Consider the following 24,887-nt stretch of genomic DNA (forward strand, 5'->3'; position numbering starts at 1 on the left):
CTTGCTAATGAAGTAGGGAGGTTTGTATGTGGGAAAAATCAGTTTTGTGAGATTCTTTATAGCTTTATTAATTGTAATTCGATGTTCAATTTTACATCTTCGCCTACTAAAACACCACCGGTTTCAAGAGCAGAGTTCCAGTTCAATCCCCATTCTTTACGGTTTATTTTACCGGAAATATTCAATCCTGCTTTTGTATTTCCCCAAGGATCTTTCATTAATCCGCTGAATTCGGTAGGAAGTGTAACCGTTTTTGTTACCCCTCTCAGACTTAAATCTCCAGTTAATTCATAATCATCACCATTTTTAGTGAAGGAAGTAGCTTTGAAAGTGAGTTTAGGAAAGTTTTCAGCGTCAAAAAAGTCGCCACTTTTTAGATGATTGTCCCTGTCAGTATTATTGGTATTAATCGAATCGATATTTGCAGAGAATTCGATATTGGCATTTTCAAAGTTGTCGTCTTCGGTGGAAATATTTGCTTCATAGTCGCTAAAATTTCCTGAAACATTTGTAAACATCATGTGTTTTACTTTAAATCCAATTTCTGAGTGTGTCGAGTCAATTGCCCATTTTGTAGTTGCCATAATTTTATTTTTTTAAATTGTTATTTCATTTTGATAAGGCAAATTTACAGCATCAATACCAGCGTGTCACTTAACCTAGATTAAGAAATAAAAACCTGATTTTAGTACCAAAAATCAGGCTGTTTCTTCGTATAAAGACAGAATTGGTAAGCCAAAATTTTCGTTAGCAGTGGCGTTTTCATTTTTGAGTTTAATTTTTTTAGGTTTTCTGGTTTCGATTAAAAGATTGATGTTGTTTTTTACGATGGCTTCATTTATTAAGGATTCTAAATCTTCAGGGTTTTGGTTGTTAATAATTGTGGTTTTATTTATGATTTTAATATCAAAACGGTCCGGAATTAATTCATGCAAATCTTCAATTTGAAGTTTGGGTTTTGTTTTTACAAGATACATCGCTGTAGTTAAATTGTACTCTTCGCAATTTGAATTTAGATGTAAAATAGGGCATTTGCAATTACTCAGTATCTGAACAAACTGATTGTGAATTTTTCTTTCGTCTTTTCTGTACGAAGGGCTAAGGATAGTTAATTCGATTTCAAGGTGTTGGATTAAATTTCGCATCAATGGGGCTGAAATTCCGTATTGATAGTGGATTTTAAGATTGCAGTTTTGAGAAATAGTAATTAATTCTCTACAGTATTCCAATACTTTTTTTTGTGATGCCGTCATTTCGCTTTTCATGCTTCTTAAAAATGTTGTCGAAGAATAGCTATCCGGGATTTCTTCGACTAGGACCAGAAACAGGGTGCATTTTTTACCCTTAGATTGTTGAATGGCTATTTTAACAGCATTTATGGTGTCCGGTTCTAATGTTGAAGGTATTAATACGTTTTTCATGTATGTATTGTTTAGATGATACATACAAAAGAAGTTATCGAAAATTAAAAACAGCTTGGATTAAAATTAGAATTCCCTAAGATTCCGGATTAGAATTCCTAATGTTCGTTTTTTTCAAAGGTGATGTTTACAACAGTTCCTTTTCCGGTTTCCGATTGAATTTGAAGTTCTCCGTTGTGCATTCGGATGATTTTCATGGCCAATGGTAAACCAAGTCCGTAACCGTTGTATTTAGAAGCAATTTTACCCCTAAAAAAAGGTTCGTACAAATAAGGAATATCTTCAGGTGGTATTCCAATTCCTATATCAGTAATGGCAATTTTGATTTTAGCATCGTCAACAGAAAGATTCACAAAGACCTCGTCGTTGTCAGAATATTTTACAGCATTTGAAATAATATTATTCAAGGCTAATTCCAGCAAAGGTCTGTTGCAGGGGATGGTTAACAGCGATTCGTCTTCCGGAATTGCTTTAATTTTAATATTGACACGATTGTTAGGGAAAAGAGTATCTATCGATGCTTTTACTTCCAGCAGAATTTCATCAATTCGGGCCATATCCAGTACTTGTTTGGTACCATCATAGCCTGTTTGGGTTAGTTTTAAAAGGCTTTCGGTAAGATTGCCTAATTTTGAAGCCTGTTTATTGATGTTTTCTAACGAATAAATGTATTCTTCGGTAGCTCTTTCTTTCAGGAGCATAATTTCGGTTTCGGCAATAATGGTGGTTATTGGCGTTTTTAATTCATGTGAAGCATTGTTGATAAAATTAGCCTGAATTTCAAATGAAGTTTCTAATCGATCCAGCATGTCGTTGAAGGTTTTGGTAAGATCGCTAATCTCATCTTTTCCGTCAGTATCGGCTAATCTATTATGAAGATTTGATGCACTGATTCGGTGTACTTCTTTGGTAATTAATGCGATAGGGTTGATTACTCTTCGGGCTAAAAACTGACCAAAAAAGTAGGCCAGAATAATAAAGCCAATTCCTCCAAAGATTAGAATTTGCAAAATATAAATGGTACTGGTATTTCCCCGACGGTCTTTGGCAGTGACAATTACAATGTGTTTTTGTCCTTCTTCGCCAAAAATTTGCCCATAATAATAGCGGTAATCTTCTTCAAACCAGCTTGATCCTTTTTTCATGATCTCTTTGTAGAATTCCGGAGGAAGATGTAAATCGGTGTTGTATTCAAAGGTGTTTTTCCCTTTTACAGACAGAATGTATTCTTTTTCTTCGATAAGTTCTTCCAGTCCGCTTTTTTTGAATTCTTTAAAATAATTTTTCTTCTCCAGATTTTTTTGAGAATGAGCTGATGAAGCAATTTTAGCGCGGTCCTGAAGTCTTTTTATAAAATAATATTCATTGTTTTGTTTGAATAGAGAAAAAATGACAATGCACAAAAGCGAGGTGCTAAAACAAGATAGCGCAATGTAAGTGATGGTTATTTTTTTTCTAATTTGCATAAATTATGGTTTTATAATGTAACCCAATCCTTTGATAGTGTGGATTAATTTGTTTTGATAAGGTTTGTCAATTTTGTTTCGAAGATAATTGATATAAACATCAACTACATTAGTATTCATGTCAAAATTAATATCCCAAACATTGTCTAATATTTTTTCTCTGGACAAGATGGTTTGAGAGTTGCTGGCCAGATAGTATAATAGTTTGAATTCTTTAGCGGTTAGCTGAATAAGTTCTCCATTTCGTTTGACTGATTTGGCTCTTCTGTCAATTTCCAAATCATCAATCTGAATCAGGTCATTGGGTCTGTGTTCCTGATTTGATCTTCGTGCCAGGGCTGCAATTCGGGCTTCTAATTCCGAAAATTTAAAAGGTTTTGCCAGATAATCATCAGCTCCGGAATTCAGTCCGGTAACAATGTTTTCGGTAGTTCCCAGAGCGGTTAAGAGTAAGATGGGGACAAAGTTTTTAGCGGCTCTTAGTCGTCTGCAAATTTCAATTCCGTTAATATCCGGGAGCATGATGTCGAGAATAACCACATCAAAATTGTGATTCAAAATCATTTCAAGTCCTGTTGTACCATCAAGTGCTACGCTTACTTCGTTGTTTTTTTCAGAAAGTCCTTTTCGAATAATCGATAAAAGATGGGGTTCGTCTTCAACAATAAGTAGTTTCATAAATGATTTTTTAATTCTTTTTTCAAAAATAGAGATTGTCTTCTTAAAATTTTGCAAAATAATGACGAATCTTCTGTTTTATTAAATTGTAGCTTTTGTTAAAAAAAAAGAAAGCGCTGCAAACTGCAACGCTCTCTAATAGGGTTTGAATTATTTTTTTAAAGTTCGATAGATTGAATAATTTCAAGTAAATCGCCTTTTAGTTTTTCATTTGTAATTCCTTCATTTGCATTGAAATTATCATTGAAACTTGGTAGAGAAAAACTTCCTTTTACATTAGCTCCCTGAAAAGGGAAACGGTTTTTTGCAATTTCTAAAACTGTAAGTCCGCCTCTTGGTCCAGGAGAAGTAGCCAGAATTAGGGTTTGTTTTTCCTGAAAAAACTTAGGATTCACCCTGGAAGTCCAGTCAAAAATATTTTTAAAAGCGGTTGAATAAGCTCCGTTATGTTCGGCAAGTGATACAATTACCAAATCAGCAGTTCCTATTTTATTGAAAAAGTCTTTTGCTAATTCGGGAATGCCATTTTTAGATTCTTTATCTAAAGAAAAAATAGGCATTTCATAATCGTTTAAGTCTAAAACTTCTACATCAGTATTTTCAAATTGTGATGCAGCATAAGTGGCTAATTGTTTATTGATAGAATTTGTACTTGAAGATGCGCCAAAGGCAATAATTTTTTTAGTCATTATTTCTTGTTTAAAAAGTAGGTTAAAGCTCCCGAAGGACATTTATTTACGGTATCGATAATTTTTTCTGTTGTTGAAGCCTCCGGTTTTATCCAGGGCTTTTCTTTAGGCTGAAATACATCCGGATTATTCCGAACGCAATTAGCCGAATGGATACACTTAGCCGATTGCCATACAATGGTAACTTCACCATTGGTATATTCTTTTGTTAGCTCTTTTGGATTCATAATTACAGCATTGTGTTAATAGTTATTTTTCCTTTTAAGATTTTAGAAACGGGGCATTTGTCAGCAATTAGTAGTAATCGTTCTTTTTGTTCTGTGGTTATATTAGTAGAAAAAGAAATTTGTCTTGAAAAAATAGTTTCAAATTCGCCATCTAATTCCTGAGTAGCATTGACTGAGATATTAATTTCGGGAATATCCCAGCCTTTTCGGTCAATGTACATTCGCAAAGTAGCCAAGGTACAGCCCGCTAAAGATGCTAAAAGAGCTGAAAAAGGATCCGGTCCTAAATCTTTTCCTCCGTTGCTTTCGGGTTCATCCATAATTAGTTGACCGTTGCGCCACGAAATAGTGCACAAATATTTTTGAGAACCTATTGTTCCAACAATGTCTTTTTCTAGTAAGTTTCCCATTTTTAAATTATTTTTTTAAAGTCAATTTACAAAACATCACTAAATTCGGGTGTTTTATCGAAAACCTTTTTTGCAAAAGGACACAGAGGAAGAATTTTTAACTCTTTTTCTCGGGCAAATAAAACGGCTTTTTCAACCATTTTCTTTCCAAAGTTTTTACCGTTGTGTCCCGGATTTACTTCGGTGTGGTCTATAATGATTTTATGAGGTCCTGCAAAAACAAAGGTCATTTTTGCCTCTGTTTTGTCATCGATTTTTACATAAAAATAACCTTTCTTTTCGTTGTATTCCAGTCCTATAATTTCATTCATAACTTTAGTATTAGTATTTCATTGGAATTTCCATTACTAAAAATTTAGCAGCAGTAGTTGCTTTGATTTCAATTTCGGCAGTCTCCCAAATTCCTAAAGCGTCTCTGGTGTCTAATTGATGTCCGTTAACTTCGATTTCTCCTTCGATATTCATGATGTAGAAACCGTTTCCTTCTTTTTTTTGAGCTAATTTTTTTGAGAAATCTTTATCAAAATCGCTTAAATAAAACCAGGCATCCTGATGAATCCATACACCGGCATCGTCCGGATTTGGAGATAATATTTGAGCAAAATCATTTTTTTCTAATGATTTGTCCAGAGTTATTTGTTGGTAGCGAGGAGTTACATTTCTGGTTTTAGGAAACAACCAAATTTGGAATAATTTAGTTCTTAAATCTGCATTTGGGTTAAATTCACTGTGTTGAATTCCGGTTCCGGCACTCATTACCTGTACATCACCTGTTTTGATGGTTGCTGCATTTCCCATGCTGTCTTTGTGTGCTAAATCACCTTCAAGTGGAATAGTAATAATTTCCATATTATCGTGAGGATGTGTTCCAAAACCCATTCCCGGAGCAACGGTGTCATCATTCAATACACGAAGTGCTCCAAACTGTACTCTGTCCGGATTGTACCAGCTAGCGAAACTAAAACTGTGGTAAGCGTTTAACCATCCGTGATCTGCGTGTCCTCTTGTGTCTGCTTTGTGAAAAACTGTATTTGCCATGATATTTTATGTTTTTTGATTATTACATTACAAAGGTACATCCGTCGTTAGCGTTTTGCACTTAACCTAGATTAAGAAGTGTTTAGTATTCAGATTTTTTAGTAATCAGAGAAAAAAAATAGTAGTAAAGACTGATCACTAATTAACTGACCACTGCTAACTATTTACGGAGTAACTTGGCTTTCATTTTACTAAAAAACTCCGGTGTTACACCTATATATGACGCAATTTGTTTTTGTGGTATTTTGTGATTGAGATTTAAGTATCGTTTCAGAAATTTATCATAGCGTTCTTCGGCCGATAAACTCAAATTATCCATTAATCTTTCCTGATTAGCAACTAATGAGTTTTCGGTAAGAATTCTAAAAAAGCGCTCCAGTTTAGGAATTTCGGTATAAAGTTGCTCTTGATTTTCTTTCGAAAGTAAAACCAATTCAGCATCTTCTAAGACTTCGATAAAAAGATTTCCCGGTTTTTGCGAAATTAAACTGTACATATCGCCCATCCACCAGCCTTCGCAGGCAAAACTTAAAACATATTCAACAATGTTATCATTGATATTGAAACTTCTTAAAATTCCTGAGTTTACAAAATAAGAATGTTTGCATACTTGTCCTGAACTAAGCAAAATACTTTTGGCTTTGTAATGATGAATTTCAGTTTTGCTTAAGAAAAGCTCTTTTTCTTCAGCTGTTAGCTGGACGTGTTTTTCTATATTGGTTAAAATCAGAGACATTGTTGTTTTTTAAAAAATTGACTCTGCAATATAGCCATTTTGCTTTGTTTGTTCTTTTGTTAATTCGAATAATTCATCAAAACAGAAAAGTTATTAGTAAACTTTTCGAAATAAATCGAAAATCAAAGTTGGTTTAAGCATCCATTTGTTGTAAAGTTAAATTTGCTAAATTTTGCTTTTTTTACAATTGTTTGATTCAAATTGTTATATTCGTATTGAGCAGGGTTCTAAAATAGAATTCTCGTATAAAACAGCAAGGATTTGTAATAATTTAATGTGTATAGAGTTTTTTCGTAATGTCTGAAACAAAAGCAATTAATAATAAAATATTGGTTACAGAGCTTATGATGGGTAATGAAAAAGCATTTAGTACGCTTTTTAATACCTATTGTAATGATGTGTATGCTTATAGTTTAAGTATGCTTAAAAATCAGGCTTTAGCTGAAGAAATTGTCCAGGATGTATTCTTAAATATCTGGTTACATAGAGAGCGACTTAATGCTGATTTATCTTTCAAATCCTATGTGTTTACTATTACGCGTAACCTCACCTTTAACCTTATTAGTAAAGTAGCCAATAGTCACAAGCTTAAGGAAGAAGTGTTTTATGTAAGCCAAAAATCCTATAGTCCAATTGAAGATATTATTGATGAATCGGATTATGATGCCTTAAAGCAAAAGGCTATTGAACAACTGCCTCCTAAACGCAGAGCTATTTTTGAAATGTCCCGTAATGAAGAAATGAGTTACGAGGAAATAAGCCAGAAATTAAATATTTCGGTTAGTACTGTAAAAGGTCAAATGAGTAAGGCTTTAGCCGATATTAGAAATTTTTTAGAAACACATGGCGATGTTACACTTCTAATAACACTTCTTTCATCTCGTTGGCTGGAATAATGATTCGTTGATTATTATCTTTTCTTTCTTTTGCATTTTCTATTTCTTTTTATTTCGCTTTGTTTTATTATTATTTTTCTATTTTTCGAAAAAAATAATAATACTGAGTAGTACTTTTCATTTTCTCATCTGTATTATATATAAGAAAGTATATTATGCAACACGATAGCCATATTCAAAATTTATTAAAAAAGTTCATTCTGAATCAATGTTCCCAGCAAGAAGTTGATGAAGTGGTGCGCTACATTCAGAATTTAACCGAATCTAGCGGACTACCAACTGTAGAAGAAGTATTGGCAATTTTAGATGAAAAGCCAATGTTGACTGAACTTGATGCTATGCGCATTCGGGATAAAATATTAGCTACTCCTCAAAAAGAACAAGATTTGCTATCAAAAAGAAAATACCATTTTATGAAATACGCGGCTGCCGCTGTTTTTATAGGTGTTTTAGCTACGGCTTATTTTTTCAAGGATGTTCTTTTGAACCAACAAGTTCAAACTACTCCGGCAATTGTGAAACAGGCTGTAAAAGACCTTGAACCGGGTACAGATAAGGCGGTGTTAACGTTAGCCAACGGTTCGCAAGTGGTTTTAGCCAACGGGGCTTCGGTGAAAACCCAAAATGCCAAAAGTAACGGAGAGGAAATTATTTATGAAGCTAAAAAAGGCGATGCCGCCAAGTTGGTCTATAATTATTTAACAATTCCCAGAGGAGGTAAATTCGTTATTAAATTGTCTGACGGCACTGAGGTGTGGTTGAATTCTGAAACTAAATTAAAATTCCCGGTAGCTTTTATTGAAGGACAAACCAGAAAAGTAGAATTGGTTTACGGAGAAGCCTATTTTGATGTTTCACCTAGTACAAAACATAAAGGGGCCCATTTCAAAGTGCTTAACAATAAACAGGAAATAGATGTTATAGGAACCGAATTTAATATCAAAGCATATAAAGATGAAACCAGTATTTATACAACTCTGGTTGAGGGTAAGGTAGATGTAAATATTGGAAACAGAAAACAAAGATTAATGCCTAACCAGCAATTAAGTTTAAATATCGCAACCAGTAATTCGCTTATAAAAAATATAGATGTTTATAACGAAATAGCATGGAAAGAAGGGGTTTTTAGTTTCGAAAATATAACACTTAAGGATATGATGAAAGTTTTATCACGCTGGTATGATTTTGATGTTGTATTTAAAAATAAAGCCATCGAAAATGAGATTTTTGATGGTGTTATAAGGAAAACCCAAAGCCTGGACGAGATTTTGAAGAGTATTAAGAATTTTAAAATTATAAAAAACTATGAAATAAAAAATAAACAAGTAACCCTGGAATAAAAAAACGGGAGGAGTTATAACCCTCTTTTACTTCATCCCGACTATTTAAATTGATTTAGCTATTGTATAACCAACCAAAACCAACCAAAAATTATGGAAATTAAAGTACGTAATGTCTTTGTTCTCGTTAGAGAAAGGCTAATTAAAACTGCTATGAGAGCGTTTATCTTTTTATGGTGTACCAATGTTTTTTGCCTCAATGTAAGTAAGACATTTGCACAAGCGAATGTAACTATTGAAAAAGATCAATCGGTAACCATTTATCAGGTATTTAAAATCATCAAGCAACAGACTGATTTGAATTTTGTTTATCCCAGAAAGGTTTTTAAAGACATCCCGGATATTGAATTAAAAAAAGGGACAATTGCAGTAACTAAATTACTAGGACAATGCCTTTCTAAAAATAATCTCAATTTTGAGTTAACAGATGATAATACCATCTTAATTAAAGAAAAAGCTGTAGTTGTAATTAATGAAGTACAGCAAAAAACAATAAACGGGAAAATTACTGACGCTTCAGGACAACCTATTCCGGGAGTAAATATTGTTGAAAAAGGAACTACAAATGGAGTTCAAACGGATTTTGATGGTAAGTTTTCATTAAAACTAAAAAGCGACAAAGCGATATTAGTAGTTTCTTTTATTGGCTTTACAACAAAAGAAATTTCAGTAGGCGGACAAACTAATCTTACTATTAAATTAGAAGAAGATTCAGCTAAACTGGAAGAAGTAGTAGTTGTGGGTTACGGTTCTGTTAAGAAAAAAGATTTGACAGGAGCAATCGTTTCTGTTGGTGCAGAAAAATTGGAAGGCAGGTCGAATTCTAACGTGCTTCAATCGCTGGCAGGTCAGGCTACCGGTGTACAAATTACACAATCCCAAGGTGCTCCTGGTCTTGCCCCAACTGTAAAAGTACGTGGTGCTTCTTCGATAAACGCAGGAACTACTCCGCTTTATGTTATTGATGGTATTCCGTTGGAAGACAGTTCAACAAATTCAACGGATACAGGAATTACTACAGCCAGTAACTTAAGTTTTAACCGAAATCCATTGAATTTTATCAACCCTAACGATATTGAGTCGATTGATATTTTGAAAGACGCATCTTCAGCAGCTATTTATGGTTCCAGAGGGGCAAATGGTGTTGTTATTATTACTACCAAGCAAGGAAAAGCGGGTAAAACTAAAATTGATGCAACTCTGGAAACTGGTTTTTCGCGTGTTAACCGTAAAACTGATTTGATGAATGCCTCAGAATTCATTGCTTTCAATTCGGCTGCAAGAAATAATTCATGGGCAACAATTGTTGCTGCCAATCCATCGGCTACAAGAGGAATTAACGTAACTGTTCCAGTGGAGTTCTCTGATCCGGCTTGGCTTGACCGAATTGGTAACGGAACGGACTGGCAGGATGTGGTATTTAGAACTGCAAGAAATAATAATTTCCAATTATCGGCTTCCGGTGGTAATGAGAAAACACAATTTATGGTGTCAATGGGGTATTTGGATTCAGAAGGTGTTGTTGACAGAAATACTTACGAGCGAATTAATTTAAGATCTAATATTAAGCATAAGTTTAATGATAAAGTTCGCATGGGAATGAATATTGGTCTTAGCCGTGCCAATGAAGCGCCTTACGGTACAGGTGGAAAAAGTGACGTGGTGAGTTTGGCTTTACAAAGTGATCCATTTTTTCCGCTTTATGTTGAAACCGGAAGTTTAGGTTTTAAAGACCCTGCTTCAATTTGGAATACATTTGCAAAATATGGTTTCCAACTTTGGCATCCTTATTCATTAACAAGAGAAGCAACTGCTAAAAAAGTAACAAATGTAGCTACAATCACTTCTTTCTTAGAATGGGATATTGTTAAAGATTTAACTTTTAAAACTTCCGGAAGTTCTAATATTGAAAATACAGTTCATAATTTTTATTGGAATGCAGGTCAAAACTGGGGTTACTCCGGATGGGTGCCGGCTCAGGCTGATTTCAAAACGTTACAATCCAATAACTGGATTTTAGAAAATACACTGACTTATAATAAGACATTTAATGAGGCTCATACTTTAAATTTATTGGCGGGTTATTCTGCTCAGGAACAAGCTACAGATTTGAGTAGTATGACAGCCGGTAATTTTCCAAATGATTTAGTACATACTTTAAATGCGGGTGTGGTGAATGCCGGAAACACTTTTTCAGAAGAGTGGTCGTTAGTTTCTTATTTGGCTCGTGCCAATTATTCTTATAAAGGTAAATATTTGGCATCTGCGGCAATTAGAGCCGATGGTTCTTCTCGTTTTGGAGCCAATAATAAATGGGGTTATTTCCCTTCAGGATCACTTGCCTGGCGTATTTCTGAAGAAGCTTTCTTAAAAGATATTTCCTGGATAAGTAACCTGAAAGTGAGATTGAGTTATGGGGCAACAGGTAACAATTCGATTCCAAATTATGGATCGATTGGAACATTAGGGTATAGTCCTTATGTAAGTTCAGGTACTGTGAACCAGGGGATTTATACCTCAAATTTTGCTGATAAAAATTTGAAATGGGAAAAAACAGGTCAAACTAACTTTGGTGTTGATTTCAGTGTTTTTAATGGACGTGTGAAATTTACAGGAGATATTTATTATTCTAAAACAAAAGATTTATTATTGAATGTACCTATTCCAATTCTTTCCGGTTTCTCTTCTACTTTGACTAATATTGGAGAGCTTGAAAACAGAGGGATTGAACTTAATCTGAGCACACAAAATATCGACAGCGAATTCAAGTGGAGTACTGATTTTAATATTTCTGCCAATAGAAATAAAGTGTTGAAACTGGGTGCTAACGATGCTCCGATAGATATTAATATTAGTAGTATGACATCGCGCACAGCGGTAGGACAACCAATAGGAATGTATTATGGTTATGTTATTGATGGTGTGATTATGTCGCAAGCAGAATTGGATAGTAATGCTTATCCGGTATGGACAGGCAGTGAAGCGGGAGATCCAAAGGTAAGAGATGTTAATAAAGACGGTAAGATTGATTCTAATGACCGTACCTATTTAGGAAATTACCAACCTAATTTTCAATGGGGGATGACCAACAATTTCTCTTACGCAGGATTTGAACTTTCAGTTTTGTTGCGCGGTTCTCAAGGTGGAGAAATTCTGAACCATAATGCCAGATACCTAAAATCAGGTGTTGGTGGAGGTAACCGTAATATGTATGCTGTGGTAAATAATTACTGGAAATCGGATGCTGAGCCTGGAAACGGAATGATTCCTAAGCCTCGTATGTTGCCAACTACTGTTCGTGATTTTGGATCCAGTTATTGGGTTGAAGACGGTTCGTTTGTTCGTATCCAAAACATTCGTATGGGCTATAATTTACCAAAAAGATTAGTAGATAAGATGAAATTAAGTAACATAAAGTTATATGTGAATTTAGAAAATGTACATGTATTCTCTGATTACTTAGGTTATGATCCGGAAGGAAGTACATATCAATCAGGTGTATTGGTAGGCTTTGATTATGGTGCTTATCCAAATCCTTTTACAGCGACTGCCGGATTAAATATTAGTTTTTAACATCGGGATTCAATCATTTAAAACTTAAGAAAATGAAAAAAATATATATCATCCTTTTTTGCAACTTATTCCTATTGGGATGTAGTTCCGATTTTTTAGATAAAGCGCCTATCTCAAATGCTAACGAAGCAGAGTTCTATAAATCTCAAAAAGATATTGAAACAGCGATGTGGTCTGCTTATAATTCGCTTTATACCTTGTACGGACCTGAAAGTTTGCCGTCGTTCTATGGTGAGTTAATGTCTGATAATGCCTATAGTGATAATGCTGCCGGAAGAATACAGGACTATGAAAGCTTTGAGTTGCATACCATGACCATCGATAATGAGTTGGTTTTCAATTTTTGGAATAATTATTATAAGGCAATCTATGTTGTAAATAATATTATTGCCAGTGCTGAAAAACTGGATTTTGCCAGTAGGGATGCTTTAATTGGCGAAGCTAAGTTTTTACGTGCTTTGTATTATTTTGATATGGTTCGTGCCTGGGGCGATGTGCCATTGGTTACAACTCCGCTAAGTATTGCTAATGCTTATGCACAAGGACGTACACCAAAGGAGCAGGTTTATGCTCAAATTGTTGCCGATTTAGACTTCGCAGCAGCCAAATTACCGGTAAAAACAAGTCAGCGTTTTGTAGGTGCTGCCAGTCAGGAAGCTGCTAATACTTTATTGGGCAAGGTGTATTTAACTATGGGGAATAAACCCAAAGCTGCTGAAACTTTGTTGAAAGTGTATGGCAAGTTTACTCTGGTGCCTTATGCTGATTTATGGAATTTAACTAAGAAAAATGGAGCTTCGTCTATTTTTGAAATTCAATACAAAGGTGGTGTATCCAGTCCGTACAGTTTGTATTGGGCTATGTTTTCACCGGTTGATAATCGCGTGGTTACAGCCTGGGGAGGAGGATTTAATCAAATTACCGATGACTTATGGAATGCCTATGAAACGGGTGACCCAAGGAGAGATATTTCTATTCAAAACGGTTACACAACAGCTAATAATTCTTTTGTTGACGTAAAATTCCCAATTAAATGGAAAGATGCAGCTGCACCTGTTGCCGGTTTAAGAGAAGCATCAAACAATAACTTTATTGTTCTTCGTTATGCAGATGTTCTTTTAATGCTGACCGAAGCAACTTCGGATCCAAAATACCTAAACGAAGTTCGTGCCCGTGTTAACTTACCGCTTTATGGAAGTGTGGGTTATCCGGCTCAGTACAATACGATTGAGTTAGCTTTAGAACATGAAAGGCAGGTAGAATTTGCCTGTGAATTTCACCGTTGGTTTGATTTAATAAGAACCGGAAGAGCAATTACTGTGATTAAAAATAGTGATAAAAATATAACTATTACAGAAGAAGAATTATTATTGCCTATTCCATTTTTAGTAATTAACCAAAATCCGGATGTGATTACTCAAAATGAGGCTTATAAATAAAAATTAGTGGTTAGTTAGTGTGTTAGTTTGGTTAGTTGGAAAGACCGCTTGCTTGTTGAATAGACTGGTGAGCGGTCTTTCTTTATTCCAAAGTCTGTTATTCCATCTGTCAGTTCGAGCGCAGTCGAGAACAACTATTACATCTCGACTGCGCTCGATGTGAAAAAAAAGTAGATGAGACTACATTGTTTTGGAGTTCTTTATTAATTCGAATAATTTTTAAACATATAAATCCATAATAACCTTGATAACCGAATGTTCAATGGAGACAATGCGACTATTACAGCCATAATAATGGGGATGATTCTTAAGTCGAAAGTTTCTTGAAAAAAGAAACTACATATAACGTAAGTTGTAATTCCTTGAGCTACTGTTAATCCATAATTGACATACATAGCTCCAAAAAAATACCCCGGTTCTTTTTTGAATTTATAATGACAATGCGAACAGTATTCGTTCATTTTTGGAAAACTGAATTTAAAGAAGATACTTTTTTCATTAAAAACTTTTCCTTGTTGACAATGGGGACAATCGTTGTTCAGGATGTGAAGGATTGTATTTGACATGATTTCTAATTTTTATCAAAGGTATTTATTATCAACGTACTGACTATTTTTCTATATTCGCTTATTCTAGGACAAAAAAGACATTTTCAGGATGAAAAAATATCCCGTATATAGTATTGAACAGTTTAACTGCAATTCGGTAACGAGTGATTTGTATATTAATACGTTTAAAAATCACCTGATCAATCATAGTTTTGTAGAAAAACCGCATCGTCATAATTTTTATCTGTTGGTTTTTTTTACCAATGGTGCGGGAATTCATGAGGTCGATTTTGACCGATTTGATATTCGACCGGGAAGTGTTTTTGTGTTACAGCCAGGCCAAATGCATCATTGGGTTTTATCCGAAGATATTGAAGGATTTATCGTTTTTTATACAGCCGAAATGTATAATTTGTATTTTGGGAATAAGACTATCGAAGATTATCCGTTTTATTTTTCGGTAAAAAATAGTCCGGAAATTGTATTGGATACAGCCGAAATAAACGCTGTTTTGCCTTATTTCGAAAATTTGATTGCCGAAATGCAAACCAATAAGGTATTGAAACGCGATAAAATAATGAATCTATTGGATATTATTCACATTGAACTCGCTCGTAAGTACAACGAAATTTACATTCACGAAGCGCATTCTTATAATGTAAAAATTAAAAGTCTGGAGCAGCTTTTAGAGACGAAATTTAAAGAAGAAAAATCGGCGGCGTTTTATGCTTCGGCATTGAATGTCAGTTTGAAGCATTTGAACCGCATTTGCAATGAAATTCTAAAAAAAACAACCACCGAAGTAATTGTAGATCGAGTGATGCTGGAAGCCAAACGAATGTTGCTCGACAAAAACTGGACAGTCAATGAAATTGCAATCGAGTTAGGTTACGAAGATTACTCTTATTTTACGCGTTTGTTTAAAAAACATACGAGTGTAACACCCACCGCTTTCCGATTATTGAAAAAAGATTAGGAGTTATTTTTTTTTTAATATAGATTTTCAACCGCAAATTGCGCAAATTTCCGCAGACTATTTTATTTAACGAATTCATTGTCCTTAGCTTCCGCAGTCGAGTGTCAAATGTTTGAAGAATACGTAAAAAGAAAAGCTGTTTGATCCGCCGCGGCGGAGAGTTCTTTTCTTTTAGTATTCGAAAACTAATTTGACCGACGAGGAAGTGTAAGACTTGATTTTTTTGTTTCTTTTTTGATCAAGCAAAAAAGAAAATTAGTCTACAATTACTAAACTTGCAGCTTGTATAGCACGTTTCACAACTTCTTCTATTGGAGTTTCTAAAGTATCGTTTGTCAAAGCCACGCCCATTCTTCGGTAAGGTCTTGAGGATGGTTTGCCAAAGATTCTGAAATCGGTTTTGGGTAATGCAGCAATTTTTTCAATTCCGGTATAAGTTGGATTTGAATTATTTTCAGAAGCTAAAATTACAGCACTTGCTCCCGTTTTTTCTAAGGTAATTTCGGCAATAGGTAAACTCAAAATCGCTCTGAGGTGTAATTCGAATTCATTGAAATTTTGCGTTCCGGCCAATGTTACCATTCCGGTATCGTGAGGGCGAGGCGAGAGTTCAGAGAAATAAACGCCATCATCAGCTATGAAAAATTCCACACCAAAAAGTCCTGCGCCACCTAAGGCTTCGGTCACTTTTTCGGCCATGTCCTGTGCTTCGTATAAATCCTTGTCAGAAATTCGGGCAGGTTGCCAGCTTTCCTGATAATCGCCACGTTCCTGACGGTGCCCGATTGGCGCACAGAATAAAGTACGATTGTTGTTTTGTGTTACGGTCAATAAAGTAATCTCCGAATTGAATTTCACAAAAGCTTCCACAATTACTTCTATCACATCACCACGCGAACCCGCTACAGCATATTCCCAGGCTTTTTCGATATCAGCTTCGGTTTTTATTGTAGATTGTCCTTTTCCTGACGAAGACATTAATGGTTTTACCACACAAGGAATGCCTACTTCAAGAACGCCTTTTCGTAACTCTTCGGCTGTTGTGGCATAACGGTATTCGGCCGTTTTTAATCCTAATTCTTTATCAGCTAAGTCGCGAATGGCTTTGCGATTCATCGTAAAGTTGGCCGCCTTTGCCGATGGAACTACGGTAATTCCTTGCTTTTCGTAATCATAAAAACGTTCGGTTCTAATGGCTTCTATTTCGGGAACGATAAAATCAGGTTGGTGTTTGGCTACAATTTTATCTAAAGCGTCGCCGTCTAACATATTAATCACTTCAAAATCATGAGCGACTTGCATAGCAGGAGCATTTGCATAACTGTCCACCGCAATTATAGTTTGCCCGATGCGTTGCGCAGCTATTACAAATTCTTTACCAAGTTCGCCTGAGCCGAGAAGAAGGATTTTTGCCATTTTTATGATTTTTATTGCGAGGAGTTGCGAGGAACGAAGCAAAGCAATCTCACTACGAGAGTTACTAATGAATAATTAAAAAACAAAAATAGTTTAAAATTTGGAGTATTGCGACTTCAAATTTTAAACTATTTATAGGAAAAGGAGTTGTTTTACAACTTAATTTCAGTCATTCGATCATCGATAAAACTGAATCCCCAGCCTGGTAAATCGTGTGGTTTTGCAAAACCATTCTGAACCACCATCGGGTTGTCAATTAATGGATCGACCCAGTCAAAAGATTCTACACCCACACCGTTGGAAATGGAGCATACCAAAGGCACATCGTAATCTTTGTAATAATGTGGTAATACCGGTAAGTGGAAACTTTTAGCCAAAGCAGCACTTTCACGCCATGCTTCCACACCACCAATTCTCAAAATATCGGGTTGCCAAATGTCCAAAGCATTTCGGGTAGCTAATTCTCTAAGCGGCAAAGTATCAAATTCTCTTTCTCCCATGGCTAAGGAAATTCCGGTTTGGTTTTTTAGGATTTCGTAACCTTGGAAATTTTGGTGGTGGATGGGTTCTTCAAACCAGTTGATGTTTAAATCTCTTGCTTCTCTAGCTAATTTCATTGCCGATGGCAAATCCATTCCCTGATTAGCATCCATCATGATATCGACTTTGTCACCCACGGCTTCACGCACTAAGCGCAAACGCTCCACATCGGTGCTGACTTTTGGCGAACCTACTTTTATTTTTACGGCTTTGAAACCTCTATCGGCATAGTTGGTCACTTCTTCAATCAATTCGTCAATCGAATAGGAAATCCAACCACCGCTTCCATAAATGGATACTTTTTCTTTGTGGGTACCTAAGATTTTATGGATGGGTTGTCCCAAAGTTTTTCCCCAGGCATCCCACATGGCAATATTGATGGCGGCTTGTGCCCAACGCAATACGCCCTGGTTTCCAAAATATTCGGCTAATTCGTCCAGTTTTTGGTAAACTGCTGCAGTTTCGTTGGCTTTATAACCTTTGATAACCGGAATAATATCTTTTAATGCGCCCACAATCGCATTGGGAGAATATTGAAAAGACAATAAATAGGATTCGCCAATGACTCCATTTTCCAATTGGATTCGCATTACGATAAAAGCAATTTCGGTTAGCGTGTGCGTGGCATCCGATATTGGTTTTTTTAGTGTAGTGGAAGCCTTGTATAATTTGACGTCTCTGATGGCGGTATCTGTATTCATGCTATGTAGTTTTTAGAATTACAATATTACAACTCTAAAAGCAACACTATTTACACAATAAATGGATTTTTAAACACTATATTGATAAAGAATAGTGTATTTTTAAAGCCTCTTAAACCATTGTAGTGTAGAAATGAAAGCAGAATACCGAAGTATAAGTCCGTCGCTGGGTAGTTCTTTTAATACGACTCTTTTTGAAGGCAAAGAATTTATTGCTTCCTGGCACTTTCATCCTCAATATGAACTCACTTATATTCTGGGAAGTAGCGGTATCCGATATGTGGGTGACAATATGGGGAATTTTGAATACGGCGACTTGGTTTTGGTTGGTTCGAATTTGCCGCATTGCTGGAAAACCATTGGCGAACAAAAAGAAGAAGTACGCTGCATTATTGTACAATGGGATAAAGAAATGCTCGAAGATTGGTTAGAGAAAAAAGAATTTCAGCACATTAAACAACTCCTTGCTTTGGCTTCCAGAGGAATTCGGTTTGATTTTGAAACGGCTCTGAAGGTCGAGAATCAATTGCTAGCCTTGGTTGATTTGCCGCCTTTTGAACGGCTTTTGTCTTTTTTGCAAATATTACAGGAATTGGCTGTTAATGGGAGTCATCACTTTTTGGCTGGCGAAGGTTTTACTACCAATTTGACTATTAAAGAAAGTGAGCGTGTGAATTTGATTTACAATTATGTGAAGGAATATTACAACCAACAAATTAGTCTGGACGATGTTTCTAAAAAAATAGCGATGAACAAGGAATCCTTTTGCCGTTTTTTTAAGAAAACTTTCCGCAAGTCTTTTTTTGAATTTATCAACGAATACAAAATCAGTATGGCGACCAAAATGCTTATCAATACTGATTTAACGGCTTCTGAAATTGGATACCAGGTGGGGTATAATAACTTGAGTTTTTTTAACCGGCAGTTCAATAAGTTTGTAAAAATGTCGCCTTCTAAATACCGGAAAATGTATCGGGATATTTAATAAAAAAAAGCCCCAAGTTTCCTTGAGGCTTTGATATGAGACATGAAATTAGTTGTTTATAGGAATTGAAATTCCTGCAGCAAGAGCACCTGAAATTTGTTTCATCGAAGGATAGAAATAATAGCTAACTGCGATATCTACACTATGTTTGCGGCCGACTGCTAACCCTAAAGAAACGGGAATATGCATCAAAATACCATTTTTTTTGAGATTAGTGGATGGCGTATAAGTTTGAAAAGAACCAATAGAAGCCCCAATTCCTGACTCGATAAACGGAGCAATATAAGGGATAGGTGCTGCAACACGAATTTTTCCGCCAAAAGAAAAAGCTTTAGCACTTATTCTGTATTCGGTTGGATCTCCATTCTCATTAGTTTTGTCCCCTGAGGTGAGTAAAATTCCCGCGTAGGATCTTACGCCAATCCATTTTGTTATTCCTTTTGCGTATTCAGCCTGTGCATAAAAACCGCTTCCTCCACCGTCTTCTTCATAATAGGAGGTGCTAAGTCCTAGACCAATAGAAGCATTGATGTATTCTCCTTTTTTGGGTTGAGCTTTTAATGAATTTGAGGCTAATACGGAAACTAGTATTAAGATTATTATGGAGCGAAAAGGTGTTGACATGTAAAAGATTAATTTTAAAAATTCGATTGCAAAAATAGAATTAATTCAGATAAATATGTAAATAAATAACTATAAAATTGGTTTCGTTATATGAAAAAAGCCTCAAGTTTCCTTGAGGCTTTGATATAAAATTTAAGTTAGCGTTCTAACTTCTAATTTCTGACTTCTAACTTTAGACTATCCTGCCAAAGCGTCTTTAATTCTTTTTAATGCTTCTTTCAACAATTCGTCGCTGGTAGCATAAGAAAAACGGATACAGTTAGGGTTACCAAAAGCATCACCAGTTACAGTAGCAACATTGGCTTCAGCCAAAAGATACATCGAAACATCGTTAGCATCTTTAATTTCAGTTCCTTTTAATGTTTTTCCGAAGAAAGAAGAAACGTCTGGGAATACGTAGAAAGCTCCTTCCGGAACGTTAATTTTTACTCCTGGAATTTCTTTTAATAATCCAACAACTAAATCTCTACGAGAATGGAAAGCCTGAACCATGTGGTTTAACACAGACGGATCAGCATCAACAGCAGTAATAGTAGCGCGTTGTGCGATAGAGTTAGCTCCTGAAGTTACCTGTCCTTGAATTTTAGTACATGCTTTTGCAATAAATTCTGGTGCTCCAATGTATCCAATTCTATATCCTGTCATTGCGAAAGCTTTAGCAACCCCGTTTACAGTGATAGTTCTGTCGAATAATCCTGGTACAGAAGCGATACTACAGAATGTTCCTGAGAAATTAATGTGCTCATAGATTTCGTCAGCAACGATGTATATGTTTGGATATTTTTCTAAAACTTTACCAAGTGCAGTTAATTCTTCACGGCTGTAAACAGATCCTGAAGGGTTGCAAGGAGAAGAGAACCACATCATTTTTGTTTTTGGTGTGATAGCAGCCTCTAATTGTTCTGGTGTGATTTTGAAATCAGTTTCTACAGAAGTTGGAACTTCTACAGGAACACCACCTGATAATTTTACGATTTCAAAGTAAGAAACCCAGTAAGGAGCTGGTAAGATTACTTCGTCACCGTCGTTTAACATTACCTGTGCAATGTTATATAAAGATTGTTTTGCCCCTGTAGATACTACAATTTGAGATGGTTTGTAATCTAAACCGTTGTCTCTTTTGAATTTTCTGCAGATAGCATCTTTCAATTCAGCATATCCGTCAACTGGAGAATAAGTGCTGTAGTTTTCGTCAATCGCTTTTTTAGCGGCTTCTTTGATGAAATCAGGCGTGTTGAAGTCAGGTTCACCTAAACTTAAACTGATAATGTCTTTACCTTGCGCTTTTAATTCTCTAGCCAAAGCTGCCATTGCTAATGTTTGTGATGTAGCAAGATTGTTAATTCTGTCTGAAAGTGGATTACTCATTAATAAAGTGTTGAAAGCCCCGAATTCCTATTAGTGAATTAAGGGAGGTTAATTATTTATTTTAATTAATTATTGTTTAAAAACACCAAAGTGTTTCTTTATTTTAAGCCATTTCTGGGTTTGTTCCTAATTCTTTTAAATGCTTGAAATGTGCAATTACGGCACTTCTCATAGTTTTGTATTCATAATAAGGCAGGTTGCATTCTTGTGCGGTTTCGCGAACAATCTTTGCAATTTTGCCATAATGAATATGACTGATATTTGGGAAAATATGATGTTCTATTTGGTGATTTAATCCTCCGGTGTACCAGTTAACCAACCAGTTTTTTGGAGCAAAATTAGTTGTGGTGAACAATTGGTGAACTGCCCAGGTGTTTTCCATTTCTCCTAATTCATTTGGAGAAGGATTTTCTGTTTCGTCTACTACGTGTGCTAATTGGAACACAATACTTAAAATCAATCCGGCGGTGTAATGCATTACGAAGAATCCAATTAATACTTTCCACCAAACGATTCCAATTAGGATAGGCATTACAATCCAGATGGAAACATAAATGATTTTGGTAATAATTAAAGTAGTCCATAGGATTTTAGGACTTTTTGGCTCGCCATAAGATAGTTTTCTTTTGATGTAGTTTCTCATCTGTTTGAAATCAGTCGTAAGCGCCCAGTTGAAAGTCAATAATCCGTAAAGGAAAACAGAATAATAATGTTGAAAACGGTGGAAACTATGCCATGGGGCACTTTTAGTAAAACGAATAATCCTTCCGGCATCGAGATCCTCGTCGTGACCGGGGATATTAGTGTAAGTATGATGTAAAACATTATGTTGTACCTGCCAGTTATAGACATTACCTGCCAGGACATAAATAGTTCCGCCCATTATTTTATTGACCCAGTTTTTATTCGAATACGAACCGTGATTGCCATCATGCATCACATTCATTCCTAATCCAGCCATACCAATTCCCATAACGATGGTTAAAAGTAAGTGAGCCCAAAAAGGCATATCCAAAGTAAGGATTAAAAAATAGGGAACCAGAAAAACAGTAAAAAGGATGACCGCTTTTAAATGCAGTTTCCAATTACCTGCTTTCGAAATGTTATTTTCTTTGAAGTAGTTGTTTACCCGCGAGTTAAGCGTTCTAAAGAACTTTAGTTTGTCTTGCTTAGCAAATGTAGGTGCGGTAGTATTCATATAATTCAAAAATAGCGTTCAAAGATAATTATTTATAAATTTTAACTCTGCAAAATTGAGTTAAATATTTCAAACTTAAAAATAGTACTTTTGTTAAAAAAATAAACGATGGACGAAATATTGAGCTATTTTCCGGATTTAACCGATATTCAAAAAGAACAATTCCAGAAACTGGATTTTTTATACCACGATTGGAACGAAAAAATAAATGTGATTTCCCGAAAAGATATTGATTCTTTATACACTAAACATGTTTTGCATTCTTTAGGAATTGCTAAAATCATGAAGTTTGAACCCGGAAGTTATGTGCTGGATGTGGGAACTGGCGGAGGATTTCCTGGGATCCCATTGGCTATTCTGTTTCCTGAAACCCGTTTTTATCTGATAGATGTTATAGCCAAAAAAATAAAAGTAGTACAAGGTGTTGCTGATGCTTTAGGTTTAAAAAATGTAAAAGCAGAACAAATCAGAGCCGAAAATGTAAAAGGCGATTTTGATTTTATTGTAAGCCGCGCAGTAACAAATATGCCTGATTTTGTTTCCTGGGTAAAAACTAAAATCAAGAAACAACAGAAACACGAACTTAAAAACGGAATTCTCTACCTAAAAGGAGGAGATCTGACAGAAGAGTTAAAGGATTTTCCAAAAGCAACACAATACGACTTAGCCGATCATTTTAAAGATGAATTTTTTGAAACTAAGAAAGTGGTGCATTTGCCACTGAAATTTGTGGTTTAAGTCATTGCGAGGAACGAAGCAATCTCATAACGAGAGCAACAAGTGTGATTGCTTCGTTCCTCGCAATGACTCTATTCTCCTAAAAATGGGTATCTGTAATTTTCCGGAGATACAAAAACCTCCTTAATGGTTCTTGGTGAAACCCAACGCAACAAGTTCATTGCCGAACCTGCTTTATCATTAGTTCCAGAAGCTCTGGCACCGCCAAAAGGCTGTTGGCCTACAACAGCTCCGGTACATTTATCATTGATATAAAGGTTTCCTGCTGCGTTTTGCAATTTCACGGTAGCTTCTTCAATGGCATAACGATCCTGGCTAAAGATAGCTCCCGTAAGAGCATATTCTGAAGTTTGGTCGATAAGTTCTAAAGTTTCAATCCATTTGGAATCCTCGTAGACATAAATAGTTAGAACAGGTCCGAATAATTCGGTTTCCATCGTAACGTATTTTGGATTTGTAGTCAGGATTACTGTCGGTTCAATAAAATAACCAACGGATTTATCATAATTTCCTCCAATGATGATTTCGGCATCAGCATCTTTTTTGGCTCTTTCAATATAAGCTGCTAACTTATCAAAAGAGCCTTCGTGAATAACAGCTGTAATAAAGTTACCGAAATCTTCCGGCGATCCCATTTTCATCGATTTTATATCAGTGGTTAGTTGCTCTTTAATAGCTGGCCATAAACTTTTCGGAATATATACTCTTGATGCGGCCGAACATTTCTGACCTTGGAATTCGAAAGCGCCACGCACAATTCCGGTAACGGCTTGTTTTACATTGGCACTTGGATGAACTATAACAAAATCTTTTCCGCCAGTTTCGCCTACAATTCGTGGATAGGTTTTGTAATGGTGAATGTTGCTTCCAATTTTTTCCCAAAGGTCTTTGAATACAAAGGTGGAACCTGTGTAATGCAATCCGGCAAAATCACGGCTTGCTAAAATGGTATTGGTAATCATGGCTGCATCGCCAAAAACAACATTGATAACACCATCAGGAAGTCCTGCCTCTTTGAAAATATCGATAATAATTTTTGCCGAAAATACTTGACTGTCGCTGGGTTTCCAAATCACCACATTTCCCATCATAGCAGCACTTGCAGGAAGATTGGCAGCAATAGCGGTAAAGTTAAACGGAGTGATGGCATATATAAAACCTTCCAAAGGTCGGTATTCTAATCGGTTCCAGATAGCGGAGTCGGAGGTAGGCTGGTCAGCATAAATCTGCGTCATGAATTCTACGTTGAAACGCAAAAAATCAATTAACTCACAGGATGCATCAATCTCAGCCTGATGAATATTTTTAGATTGGCCAATCATAGTTGCGGCATTGATTCTGGCTCTGTAAGGACCGGCAATCAGTTCGGCGGCTTTCAGGAAAATGGCTGCGCGTTGTTCCCAGGCCATATTTGCCCATGCTGTTTTTGATTCTAATGCATTTGCAATAGCGTTTTCTACATGTTTTTTTTCGGCAAGATGATAGCTACCTACAATGTGTTTATGGTCGTGCGGAGGAGTGATGTTTCGGGTGTTTCCGGTTCTGATTTCTTCGCTGCCAATGTATAGGGGGACATCAATGGTTTCGTCCCACATTTTTTTGTAAGCCGCAAGAAGAGCTTCTTTTTCGGGTGAATTTGGAGCGTAACTTTTTACAGGTTCGTTGATAGCTTTGGGTACTTTAAAAAATCCTTTTAGCATTGCATTTTGTTTATCTGAGGTTAGAGAATTTTATATTGTTTAGATAATCGAGATGTCATCCCGAGCGGAGTCGAGGGACAAGGTTCTATATAGACAATGTTTTCGACTTCGCTCGAACTGACATTGGATCAATATAAAATCTAAATGATATACTAACAAAAATACAAAAGGAGAATTTAA

24 protein-coding genes are annotated in these 24,887 nt (G+C 35.7%); 7 read left to right on the plus strand and 17 right to left on the minus strand.

What is annotated here, in order from left to right; all coding sequences use genetic code 11:
• Positions 1-56: 56 nt before the first annotated feature.
• From BIW12_RS09360 to BIW12_RS09405, 10 genes are all read right to left on the minus strand, one after another.
• The gene (locus BIW12_RS09360) at positions 57-584 is read right to left on the minus strand and encodes a YceI family protein (RefSeq protein ID WP_071184880.1); all 528 of its coding nucleotides are present in this window, start codon (positions 582-584) and stop codon (positions 57-59) included.
• 114 nt (positions 585-698) lie between these two features.
• On the minus strand, positions 699-1,421 hold the full coding sequence (locus BIW12_RS16445; RefSeq protein WP_071184881.1) for a hypothetical protein: 723 nt from the start codon (positions 1,419-1,421) through the stop codon (positions 699-701).
• Between the two features lie 98 nt (positions 1,422-1,519).
• Complete coding sequence (locus tag BIW12_RS09370; protein WP_140484818.1) at positions 1,520-2,887, minus strand: sensor histidine kinase; 1,368 nt, start codon at positions 2,885-2,887, stop codon at positions 1,520-1,522.
• A gap of 3 nt (positions 2,888-2,890) precedes the next feature.
• Positions 2,891-3,565 (minus strand): response regulator transcription factor, encoded by a 675-nt coding sequence (locus BIW12_RS09375; protein WP_071184882.1) that lies wholly within the window; start codon positions 3,563-3,565, stop codon positions 2,891-2,893.
• Between the two features lie 158 nt (positions 3,566-3,723).
• Positions 3,724-4,254 (minus strand): NADPH-dependent FMN reductase, encoded by a 531-nt coding sequence (locus BIW12_RS09380; RefSeq protein WP_071184883.1) that lies wholly within the window; start codon positions 4,252-4,254, stop codon positions 3,724-3,726.
• The gene (locus tag BIW12_RS09385; RefSeq protein WP_071184884.1) at positions 4,254-4,481 is read right to left on the minus strand and encodes a (4Fe-4S)-binding protein; all 228 of its coding nucleotides are present in this window, start codon (positions 4,479-4,481) and stop codon (positions 4,254-4,256) included. The genes BIW12_RS09380 and BIW12_RS09385 overlap by 1 nt, the downstream gene beginning before the upstream one ends.
• A 2-nt stretch (positions 4,482-4,483) precedes the next feature.
• Positions 4,484-4,891, minus strand: a complete 408-nt coding sequence (locus BIW12_RS09390) for an OsmC family protein (RefSeq protein WP_071184885.1) — start codon at positions 4,889-4,891, stop codon at positions 4,484-4,486.
• A 26-nt stretch (positions 4,892-4,917) separates the two neighbouring features.
• On the minus strand, positions 4,918-5,202 hold the full coding sequence (locus tag BIW12_RS09395) for a GNAT family N-acetyltransferase (RefSeq protein WP_071184886.1): 285 nt from the start codon (positions 5,200-5,202) through the stop codon (positions 4,918-4,920).
• A gap of 10 nt (positions 5,203-5,212) precedes the next feature.
• Positions 5,213-5,929 (minus strand): pirin family protein, encoded by a 717-nt coding sequence (locus BIW12_RS09400; protein WP_071184887.1) that lies wholly within the window; start codon positions 5,927-5,929, stop codon positions 5,213-5,215.
• A 160-nt stretch (positions 5,930-6,089) separates the two neighbouring features.
• Positions 6,090-6,665 (minus strand): Crp/Fnr family transcriptional regulator, encoded by a 576-nt coding sequence (locus BIW12_RS09405; RefSeq protein ID WP_071184888.1) that lies wholly within the window; start codon positions 6,663-6,665, stop codon positions 6,090-6,092.
• 296 nt (positions 6,666-6,961) lie between these two features.
• Here BIW12_RS09405 and BIW12_RS09410 point away from each other — a divergent pair, with 296 nt between their 5' ends.
• The 4 genes from BIW12_RS09410 to BIW12_RS09425 all read left to right on the plus strand — a co-directional run bounded on the left by BIW12_RS09410 (position 6,962) and on the right by BIW12_RS09425 (position 13,913).
• A complete protein-coding gene (locus tag BIW12_RS09410) occupies positions 6,962-7,561 on the plus strand; it encodes an RNA polymerase sigma factor (protein ID WP_071184889.1) in 600 nt (199 codons plus the stop codon).
• A 155-nt stretch (positions 7,562-7,716) separates the two neighbouring features.
• Complete coding sequence (locus BIW12_RS09415; RefSeq protein ID WP_071184890.1) at positions 7,717-8,901, plus strand: FecR family protein; 1,185 nt, start codon at positions 7,717-7,719, stop codon at positions 8,899-8,901.
• A gap of 93 nt (positions 8,902-8,994) precedes the next feature.
• Positions 8,995-12,474, plus strand: a complete 3,480-nt coding sequence (locus BIW12_RS09420; protein WP_083382090.1) for a SusC/RagA family TonB-linked outer membrane protein — start codon at positions 8,995-8,997, stop codon at positions 12,472-12,474.
• A 32-nt stretch (positions 12,475-12,506) separates the two neighbouring features.
• Positions 12,507-13,913: a RagB/SusD family nutrient uptake outer membrane protein gene (locus BIW12_RS09425; protein ID WP_071184891.1), complete on the plus strand. Its 1,407-nt coding sequence runs from the start codon at positions 12,507-12,509 to the stop codon at positions 13,911-13,913.
• A 203-nt stretch (positions 13,914-14,116) separates the two neighbouring features.
• On the opposite strand, the gene BIW12_RS16170 is transcribed toward BIW12_RS09425, so the two are convergent.
• Entirely contained in the window at positions 14,117-14,479 is a 363-nt protein-coding gene (locus BIW12_RS16170) for a DUF983 domain-containing protein (protein WP_083382091.1), read from the minus strand.
• A 91-nt stretch (positions 14,480-14,570) separates the two neighbouring features.
• Here BIW12_RS16170 and BIW12_RS09430 point away from each other — a divergent pair, with 91 nt between their 5' ends.
• Positions 14,571-15,437 carry a helix-turn-helix domain-containing protein gene (locus BIW12_RS09430; protein ID WP_071184892.1) on the plus strand — a complete coding sequence of 289 codons (867 nt, stop codon included), beginning with the start codon at positions 14,571-14,573 and terminating at the stop codon, positions 15,435-15,437.
• Between the two features lie 255 nt (positions 15,438-15,692).
• Here BIW12_RS09430 and purT read toward each other — a convergent pair whose 3' ends face one another.
• Together purT and BIW12_RS09440 are read right to left on the minus strand one after the other, a co-directional pair.
• Positions 15,693-16,853 carry a formate-dependent phosphoribosylglycinamide formyltransferase gene (purT, locus tag BIW12_RS09435; RefSeq protein WP_071184893.1) on the minus strand — a complete coding sequence of 387 codons (1,161 nt, stop codon included), beginning with the start codon at positions 16,851-16,853 and terminating at the stop codon, positions 15,693-15,695.
• A 152-nt stretch (positions 16,854-17,005) separates the two neighbouring features.
• Complete coding sequence (locus BIW12_RS09440; RefSeq protein WP_071184894.1) at positions 17,006-18,094, minus strand: mandelate racemase/muconate lactonizing enzyme family protein; 1,089 nt, start codon at positions 18,092-18,094, stop codon at positions 17,006-17,008.
• A gap of 133 nt (positions 18,095-18,227) precedes the next feature.
• Here BIW12_RS09440 and BIW12_RS09445 point away from each other — a divergent pair, with 133 nt between their 5' ends.
• A complete protein-coding gene (locus BIW12_RS09445) occupies positions 18,228-19,079 on the plus strand; it encodes an AraC family transcriptional regulator (RefSeq protein WP_071184895.1) in 852 nt (283 codons plus the stop codon).
• A gap of 48 nt (positions 19,080-19,127) precedes the next feature.
• On the opposite strand, the gene BIW12_RS09450 is transcribed toward BIW12_RS09445, so the two are convergent.
• The 3 genes from BIW12_RS09450 to BIW12_RS09460 all read right to left on the minus strand — a co-directional run bounded on the left by BIW12_RS09450 (position 19,128) and on the right by BIW12_RS09460 (position 22,269).
• A complete protein-coding gene (locus BIW12_RS09450) occupies positions 19,128-19,703 on the minus strand; it encodes a hypothetical protein (protein ID WP_071184896.1) in 576 nt (191 codons plus the stop codon).
• 177 nt (positions 19,704-19,880) lie between these two features.
• A complete protein-coding gene (locus BIW12_RS09455; protein ID WP_071184897.1) occupies positions 19,881-21,071 on the minus strand; it encodes a pyridoxal phosphate-dependent aminotransferase in 1,191 nt (396 codons plus the stop codon).
• A gap of 103 nt (positions 21,072-21,174) precedes the next feature.
• Positions 21,175-22,269, minus strand: a complete 1,095-nt coding sequence (locus tag BIW12_RS09460; protein WP_071184898.1) for a fatty acid desaturase family protein — start codon at positions 22,267-22,269, stop codon at positions 21,175-21,177.
• A gap of 108 nt (positions 22,270-22,377) precedes the next feature.
• On the opposite strand from BIW12_RS09460, the gene rsmG reads away from it, so the two are divergent.
• Positions 22,378-23,007, plus strand: a complete 630-nt coding sequence (gene rsmG / locus BIW12_RS09465; RefSeq protein WP_071184899.1) for a 16S rRNA (guanine(527)-N(7))-methyltransferase RsmG — start codon at positions 22,378-22,380, stop codon at positions 23,005-23,007.
• 71 nt (positions 23,008-23,078) lie between these two features.
• Here the strand turns inward: rsmG and pruA are convergent, their stop codons facing one another.
• Positions 23,079-24,707: an L-glutamate gamma-semialdehyde dehydrogenase gene (pruA, locus tag BIW12_RS09470; protein ID WP_071184900.1), complete on the minus strand. Its 1,629-nt coding sequence runs from the start codon at positions 24,705-24,707 to the stop codon at positions 23,079-23,081.
• Positions 24,708-24,887 lie beyond the last annotated feature (180 nt).

This window comes from Flavobacterium commune (genome assembly GCF_001857965.1).
GTDB classification, from domain to species: domain Bacteria; phylum Bacteroidota; class Bacteroidia; order Flavobacteriales; family Flavobacteriaceae; genus Flavobacterium; species Flavobacterium commune.

Coding starts and splice junctions, on each gene's coding strand:
- BIW12_RS09360 (WP_071184880.1), bottom strand. CDS start 584: ATGGCAACTACAAAATGGGCAATTGACTCGACACACTCAGAAATTGGA.
- BIW12_RS16445 (WP_071184881.1), bottom strand. CDS start 1,421: ATGAAAAACGTATTAATACCTTCAACATTAGAACCGGACACCATAAAT.
- BIW12_RS09370 (WP_140484818.1), bottom strand. CDS start 2,887: ATGCAAATTAGAAAAAAAATAACCATCACTTACATTGCGCTATCTTGT.
- BIW12_RS09375 (WP_071184882.1), bottom strand. CDS start 3,565: ATGAAACTACTTATTGTTGAAGACGAACCCCATCTTTTATCGATTATT.
- BIW12_RS09380 (WP_071184883.1), bottom strand. CDS start 4,254: ATGACTAAAAAAATTATTGCCTTTGGCGCATCTTCAAGTACAAATTCT.
- BIW12_RS09385 (WP_071184884.1), bottom strand. CDS start 4,481: ATGAATCCAAAAGAGCTAACAAAAGAATATACCAATGGTGAAGTTACC.
- BIW12_RS09390 (WP_071184885.1), bottom strand. CDS start 4,891: ATGGGAAACTTACTAGAAAAAGACATTGTTGGAACAATAGGTTCTCAA.
- BIW12_RS09395 (WP_071184886.1), bottom strand. CDS start 5,202: ATGAATGAAATTATAGGACTGGAATACAACGAAAAGAAAGGTTATTTT.
- BIW12_RS09400 (WP_071184887.1), bottom strand. CDS start 5,929: ATGGCAAATACAGTTTTTCACAAAGCAGACACAAGAGGACACGCAGAT.
- BIW12_RS09405 (WP_071184888.1), bottom strand. CDS start 6,665: ATGTCTCTGATTTTAACCAATATAGAAAAACACGTCCAGCTAACAGCT.
- BIW12_RS09410 (WP_071184889.1), top strand. CDS start 6,962: ATGTCTGAAACAAAAGCAATTAATAATAAAATATTGGTTACAGAGCTT.
- BIW12_RS09415 (WP_071184890.1), top strand. CDS start 7,717: ATGCAACACGATAGCCATATTCAAAATTTATTAAAAAAGTTCATTCTG.
- BIW12_RS09420 (WP_083382090.1), top strand. CDS start 8,995: ATGGAAATTAAAGTACGTAATGTCTTTGTTCTCGTTAGAGAAAGGCTA.
- BIW12_RS09425 (WP_071184891.1), top strand. CDS start 12,507: ATGAAAAAAATATATATCATCCTTTTTTGCAACTTATTCCTATTGGGA.
- BIW12_RS16170 (WP_083382091.1), bottom strand. CDS start 14,479: ATGTCAAATACAATCCTTCACATCCTGAACAACGATTGTCCCCATTGT.
- BIW12_RS09430 (WP_071184892.1), top strand. CDS start 14,571: ATGAAAAAATATCCCGTATATAGTATTGAACAGTTTAACTGCAATTCG.
- purT (WP_071184893.1), bottom strand. CDS start 16,853: ATGGCAAAAATCCTTCTTCTCGGCTCAGGCGAACTTGGTAAAGAATTT.
- BIW12_RS09440 (WP_071184894.1), bottom strand. CDS start 18,094: ATGAATACAGATACCGCCATCAGAGACGTCAAATTATACAAGGCTTCC.
- BIW12_RS09445 (WP_071184895.1), top strand. CDS start 18,228: ATGAAAGCAGAATACCGAAGTATAAGTCCGTCGCTGGGTAGTTCTTTT.
- BIW12_RS09450 (WP_071184896.1), bottom strand. CDS start 19,703: ATGTCAACACCTTTTCGCTCCATAATAATCTTAATACTAGTTTCCGTA.
- BIW12_RS09455 (WP_071184897.1), bottom strand. CDS start 21,071: ATGAGTAATCCACTTTCAGACAGAATTAACAATCTTGCTACATCACAA.
- BIW12_RS09460 (WP_071184898.1), bottom strand. CDS start 22,269: ATGAATACTACCGCACCTACATTTGCTAAGCAAGACAAACTAAAGTTC.
- rsmG (WP_071184899.1), top strand. CDS start 22,378: ATGGACGAAATATTGAGCTATTTTCCGGATTTAACCGATATTCAAAAA.
- pruA (WP_071184900.1), bottom strand. CDS start 24,707: ATGCTAAAAGGATTTTTTAAAGTACCCAAAGCTATCAACGAACCTGTA.